Consider the following 6124-nt stretch of genomic DNA (forward strand, 5'->3'; position numbering starts at 1 on the left):
TGACCCACAATCGGCCGTTCCGTGGCGCCTTGACCTACCGCTAAAGCGGTCGCTCGTTCACACTATCGACGATAGCGCGCATAGGTCAGGCTGTTGGCCACCTTGTTGCCGAAAGACACAGTCCTCGAGATTATGGTGGTTGCCGACTGCGAGTGGCCGAACCGCCCTTACTCTGACGCATCCGCCTTGCCGCCGCTTCGGCCGTCGCCATATGCTGCAACGCAGCAGATTGATCGGAAGCTGCCGAGGAGCCGAAGGATGCGCCGCTTACTTGATCCCTCGACACGATGGTACGACGGGCGCGATCCCAATGAGGATGTCGAGCGGCTGACTGAGCTAACCGACTTCGGTAAAAACCCCGGCGGGCTCCGCGCGCGGATCCATGTACCGGCGACTCTATCGGAGCATCCCGCGCTTGTGGTGGTGCTGCATGGCTGCACGCAGACCGCAGAAGCGTACGATCGCGGGTCAGGCTGGTCGCGGCTTGCCGACCGAAATGGGTTCGTGCTGCTCTACCCGGAGCAGATCCGCACCAACAACGCCAACCTGTGCTTCAATTGGTTCGAGCCAGGCGACATCGCGAGGGACATCGGAGAGGCGTCGTCGATCCGCCAGATGATCGAGGCGGTGGTGACCAGCCACGGCATCGACCGGTCCCGCGTCTTCGTCACCGGGCTGTCGGCAGGCGGTGCGATGGCGTCAGTGATGCTCGCGACCTATCCCGAGACGTTCGCCGGCGGTGGGATCATCGCCGGTCTGCCCTATGGCTGTGCGACCAGCGTGCAGGAAGCGTTCGGCGTGATGCGGGCCCGCGGCACGAGCCGACCCGCCGCTCTGGCCGAACTCGTCCGTCGCGCGTCAAGTCACGACGGACCCTGGCCCACGATCTCGGTGTGGCACGGCACTGGTGACCTGACCGTCAACCCGGGCAACGCCGAGGCGATCGTCGACCAGTGGCTTCCGCTGCACGGCGTGGCGAGAGGCTCGTCCACTGCCGATCTGGTCGACGGCTACCCCCATCGTGCCTGGCGGGACGCGGACGGCCGGATCGTGATCGAGGCCTACAGCATCTCCGGCATGGGCCACGGCACTCCGCTCGACGCGGGCGGCGCGGACCCATTCGAGGTTGCCGGCCCGCACATGCTCGACGTCGCGATCTCGTCGTCGCGGCGCCTTGCGGAGTTCTGGGGTTTGACTGGCGACACTGTTTCCCAGCGGCCGAAGGTAGATCGACCGACGCAACAGGATACTTCCCCGATCGGCATCGGCGCGAGCCTCGCGCCACGGGTCACGCGAGCGCAGCGGCTGCACCCCGAAACGAACGACAGGGCAGCAGTCGACGTACGCCAGATCATTGAGGACGCGCTTCGTGCCGGTGGGCTGATGAAGTAGCGCTGACCCCTGCAGCCTCACGGACGAGATTCGGCGACCTTGCCGTGATCGGCCCTTTCGGAGTCAATTGGATCGTCACGGTCGGGATCACGACCCTGTTGGCGATCCAATGAGCGCATGATCGGCGTCACAGTCAGTCCGTGCAAGACGACCGAGAACAAGACAACAAGGCCAAGCAATCCCCAGAGGCGATCAGCGTCTGCAACGCTCACATGATTGAGGCCGTAGGCCAGGTAATAGATCGAGCCGACACCCCGGATGCCGAAAAACGCGAGCGTCAGCTTCTCGGACCGCTCGGCCCTCAGGCCTGCGAGACCAATCAGGCCGGTGATCGGCCGGATCACGAGGATGATGGCGCTGGCAACCGCCGCCTCGCGCCACGACACCGCGGACAGGAGCCCGCTGACGAGCGCGCCCCCGAACAGCAGCAGCAGCACCATCATGGCCAGCCGTTCGATCTGCTCGGTCACGTCGTGCATGTCGTGGTGGAAGTCGTGATCCCGGTGCGTACCGCGGAACGTAACCGCAGTGACGAACACTGCGAGAAAGCCGTAGCTGTGAAGCACCTCGGTCAGGCCGTACGATACGCAGGTCGCAGCGAGCGCGATCAGACCGTCGCCCGTCTGAACGAGCTTGCTGTCCGCGGGAATGTGGAACGTCAGCCAGCCGAAGACCTTGCCGATCACCCAACCCGCGCCGACACCGACCGCCAGTTCCCAAAAGACATGGTAGCCGAGCCACTCGCCCAGCCACGGCTCTCCCGCCGCCGCGGCGGTGGCGAGCAGAATAGCCAGATGAACAAATGGAAAGGCAAGCCCGTCGTTCAGTCCGGCCTCGGACGTCAACCCGAAGCGGACCTCATCTTCCTCACCCGTCTTGGGCGGCCCGACTTGGATGTCGGACGCGAGCACGGGGTCTGTCGGTGCGAGGCTGGCGGCGAGAAGGAGCGCGATCGCCCAAGGCAGCCCGAGCACCCAGGCGCAAAGCCCGGCAATCGTAACGATGCCGAGCGGCATCGTGACCGCGAGCAGTCGCCACGTGACCATCCAATCCCGCCAGCGGAACACCCGATCGATCTTCAGCCCTGCACCCATCAGAGCGATGATGACGACGAATTCGGTAAAGCGCTCGGTCACCTGGGGGTAGGCAAGCGGCAGCGGCTTGAACGTGATCTGCGGGATCGAGAACAGGGCCGCGCCGAGCGCGATGCAAACGATCGGGAGCGACAACGGCAGCTTGCGCAGCACTAGTGGCAGCCACACCACCAAGGCGGTGAGCAGGCCGAAGCCGGTAAGCGTAAGAATGTAAGAGTCAGGTAGCCAATCGTTTAACGTCATGTGTCGGGGTGAACGATCGACAAAGCGTATCGGGTACGCCGAAGCCCCCTCTTTAGGAGCAGGACGCGACTGATGCGTGCCCGCTCGTTGCACTCACGGCCGAGTTCGCCGCCGACGTTGTGCTCGGCTCTGCCGTCCGCAGGTGGACCCACTTCCGGCCGCTCAGGGACTACCAAACACCACCGAAACCGGCCGCTTGTTCAGCATCACCGACGGCCGACCAACCACATTTACGAACCGCAGGTTTACCGCGCCTGCGTACGCTCGATCGGCCGATCCGGCCCGATGGAGACGATCGATGAGTCACTCGCCGATGGACCCCGCCTTTCACGAACTTCGCCCTTGGAACGAAGGCCGGCTTATCGGTGCGAAACGAGCGCTGAAACAGCAACAGGTCTGGGCCATTCGCTTCTGGCTCGACCAGCACAGACGACTGCGCGATCGAGCGCTGTTCGATCTTGCCATCGACAGCAAGCTGCGCGGCTGTGATGTGGTCAGGGTACGGATCGGCGATGTAGTTTCCGGCGGGCGCGTACGTGACCGCGCCGTCGTGGTTCAGCAGAAGACCAAACGACCGGTCCAGTTCGAGCTGATGGACACGCACGTAAGACGATGCGGGCATGGTTGGAAAGACGCGGCGGGACACTGAACGACTTCATCTTCCCGAGCCGAAACGACTATATGGCTCACATGAGTACGCGGCAATATGCCCGCCTCGTGCACGAGTGGGTGGTCGGCATCGGCCTTCCGGCTCAGGATTACGGGACGCACTCGCTTCGGCGCACAAAAGCATCGATCATTTACAAGGCGACTGGCAACCTACGCGCCGTTCAGATCCTTCTCGGTCATGCCAAGATCGACAGTACGGTGCGCTACTTAGGCGTAGACGTGGAGGACGCTCTGGAATTGGCCGAACGCACAGAGGTCTGAGCGGACCAGCTGCGGGCGCTCCGACGTCGCCGATCGCCGCTCAAACCGGAAGTTTGTTAACATAGACGAGTGGGTACGAGCCCGTTCCGTACTCGAAGACGTTGAGTTGGTTCAGTGGCTTTTCCGATCCTGGCAGAGCTCCTGCCCCGACGGAGAAGACACATGCGCGCACTATGCTGGCACGGTAAGGGCGACGTCCGCGTCGACACCGTCGCGGACCCCGAGATCAAGCACCCGCGCGATGCGATCATCAAGGTCACCGCCTGCGCGATCTGCGGGTCGGACCTCCACCTGCTCGACGGCTACCAGCCCACCATGGAAGCGGGGGACATCCTCGGCCACGAGAACATGGGCGAGGTCGTGGCACTCGGGTCCGAGGTAACCAACCTTAAGATCGGCGACCGCGTTGTGGTGCCGTTCACGATCAGCTGCGGCGAATGCTGGTTTTGCAAGAAGGGTTTATTCGCCGCCTGCGACCGGACCAACCCCAACGCCGAGATGGCGGCCAAGGCGATGGGCCACTCGCCCGCCGGCCTGTTCGGCTTCAGTCACATGCTGGGCGGCTATTGCGGCGGTCAGGCCGAGTATCTGCGCGTACCCATGGCCGACATCGGCCCGATCAAGATCCCGGACAGCGTTACCGACGATCAGGCGCTATTCCTGTCCGACATCTTCCCGACTGGCTACATGGCCGCCGAGAACGCGCAGATCGAGCCGGGTGACACCGTCGCGATCTGGGGCTGCGGGCCGGTCGGCCAGTTCGCGATCCGCTCGGCGCTGATGATGGGTGCCGGTCGCGTGATCGCCATCGACGTAGTGCCCGAGCGCCTCGCCATGGCCGAGGCGGGCGGTGCCGAGACGATCAACTTCGCCGAGACCGACGTCTACGACGAGTTGCAGGCGCGGACCAAGGGGCGCGGTCCCGACAGCTGCATCGACGCGGTGGGTTGCGAAGCCGCGGGCCACGGCGCGGCCGATGCCGTCATGGACAAGGTCAAAGCGTCGATGTTCCTCGCCACCGACCGCGTCCATGTGCTGCGGCAAGCGATCATGAGCTGCCGCAAGGGCGGCACCGTCTCGGTGCCCGGCGTCTACGTAGGGATGGGCGACAAGCTGCCGATCGGCGCGGCGATGAACAAGGGACTGACCATCAAGCTCGGCCAGACCCATGTGCAGCGCTACACCAAGCCGCTGCTGGAGAAGATCGTGGCCGGGGAGATCGACCCGAGCTTCGTCATCACGCATCCGGCCAGCCTTGAGGATGCGCCGGAAATGTACGCCAGGTTCCGTGACAAGGAGGACGGCGTCATCAAGGTGGTCATGCGCCCGCACGGCTGAGCTGCGCATCCCTCATCGTCGTGACGGCGTGCGATCCCTCGTTGAGGATCGAACGCCGCGACGACCGGCGCACGGCAGCTCGCAGATTAACTGGTGCCATGCACGGACGGTGCTCGTTGAGCCGTTCCAGATAACCGGAATGGAATGAGATGCACCAGATCAACCGCGGCTCCGGCTGCAAACTGCTGCTTGTCCACGGTCTGGGCGGAAGCTCGCGATCATGGAGCCCCATTCTGAACTCGCTTGGCGTCAGTCGAACGGTGATCGCGATCGACCTGCCCGGACATGGCGCGACCCCGGCAGAGCACGATAGTGGGACGTTCGACGGCCTGGTCGGCAGCGTGCAGCGCTACATCGTGGAGAACGAGCTGACCGGGATCGACGTCGTCGGCAGCTCGATGGGTGCGCGGATAGTGCTCAAACTTGCCAGGCGTGGCGTCGTCGGCAACGTCGTCGCACTTGACCCGGGCGGCTTCTGGCGTGGTTGGGAACGCACCTTCTTCAAGACTACGATCGGCGCGTCGGGCCGCTTGTTGCGGGCGATCCGACCCGCTCTGCCGACGCTGAGCCGTAACGCGGCCTCGCGCACTGCCCTGCTCGCCCAATTGTCCGCGCATCCTTGGGCGCTTGATCCGCAGATGGTGGCGACTGAGCTCACCGATCTCAGTACGACACAGACGTTCGACGCGCTGGTCCATGACCTCGCGACCGGACCCGAGCAGACCGGCCCTGCCGCCAAAAGCACCGGCCGGATCGTGATCGGATGGGGCAGGCATGACAGGCTCTGCCTGCCGCGGCAGGCGGCGCGCGCAAAAGCTGCGTTCCCGTCCGCAGAGCTGCACTGGTTCGAGACCAGCGGTCACTTTCCAATGTGGGACATGCCGGAGGAGACGGTTGAGGTCATCCTCAAAGCTACGCAGCGAAAGTAGCGGGCTGTAACGCCGCCCATCTATCGCCGTCCACTCTGCCATAGGCCCTGCCCGAAAGCGGTCGATTGTTTAGGATACACCTGCCACGGACGGGTCCGATTACATTGCACCGGAGTTATGACTCCATCGAGGAGCTCGAACATGACAGTTAATCCGGACGCAGAGATCGTTGCGAACAACGGTGACAAGGATGCGAAG

Annotated in this window: 4 protein-coding genes and 1 pseudogene; 4 read left to right on the forward strand and 1 reads right to left on the reverse strand. The window is 64.0% G+C overall.

The window, feature by feature from the left end:
* Positions 1-93: 93 nt before the first annotated feature.
* On the forward strand, positions 94-1392 hold the full coding sequence (locus ACFDS6_RS16325; protein ID WP_375273154.1) for an alpha/beta hydrolase family esterase: 1299 nt from the start codon (positions 94-96) through the stop codon (positions 1390-1392).
* Positions 1393-1409: 17 nt separating this feature from the next.
* Here the strand turns inward: ACFDS6_RS16325 and ACFDS6_RS16330 are convergent, their stop codons facing one another.
* On the reverse strand, positions 1410-2729 hold the full coding sequence (locus ACFDS6_RS16330) for a cation:proton antiporter (RefSeq protein WP_375273155.1): 1320 nt from the start codon (positions 2727-2729) through the stop codon (positions 1410-1412).
* A 298-nt stretch (positions 2730-3027) separates the two neighbouring features.
* Between ACFDS6_RS16330 and ACFDS6_RS16335 the strand changes: the two are divergent.
* The 3 genes and pseudogenes from ACFDS6_RS16335 (at position 3028) to ACFDS6_RS16345 (ending at position 5926) form a co-directional block, all read left to right on the forward strand.
* Positions 3028-3659: pseudogene (locus tag ACFDS6_RS16335) on the forward strand (tyrosine-type recombinase/integrase).
* Between the two features lie 162 nt (positions 3660-3821).
* A complete protein-coding gene (locus tag ACFDS6_RS16340) occupies positions 3822-4997 on the forward strand; it encodes a zinc-dependent alcohol dehydrogenase (RefSeq protein WP_375273156.1) in 1176 nt (391 codons plus the stop codon).
* Between the two features lie 149 nt (positions 4998-5146).
* Entirely contained in the window at positions 5147-5926 is a 780-nt protein-coding gene (locus tag ACFDS6_RS16345) for an alpha/beta fold hydrolase (RefSeq protein WP_375273157.1), read from the forward strand.
* Positions 5927-6124: the final 198 nt, after the last annotated feature.

The organism is Sphingomonas sp., assembly GCF_042095875.1.
Lineage (GTDB): Bacteria > Pseudomonadota > Alphaproteobacteria > Sphingomonadales > Sphingomonadaceae > Sphingomonas.

Bases quoted from the DNA above. Each gene is read 5' to 3' on its own strand.
- ACFDS6_RS16330 (WP_375273155.1), bottom strand. From the start codon at position 2,729: ATGACGTTAAACGATTGGCTACCTGACTCTTACATTCTTACGCTTACC.
- ACFDS6_RS16340 (WP_375273156.1), top strand. From the start codon at position 3,822: ATGCGCGCACTATGCTGGCACGGTAAGGGCGACGTCCGCGTCGACACC.
- ACFDS6_RS16345 (WP_375273157.1), top strand. From the start codon at position 5,147: ATGCACCAGATCAACCGCGGCTCCGGCTGCAAACTGCTGCTTGTCCAC.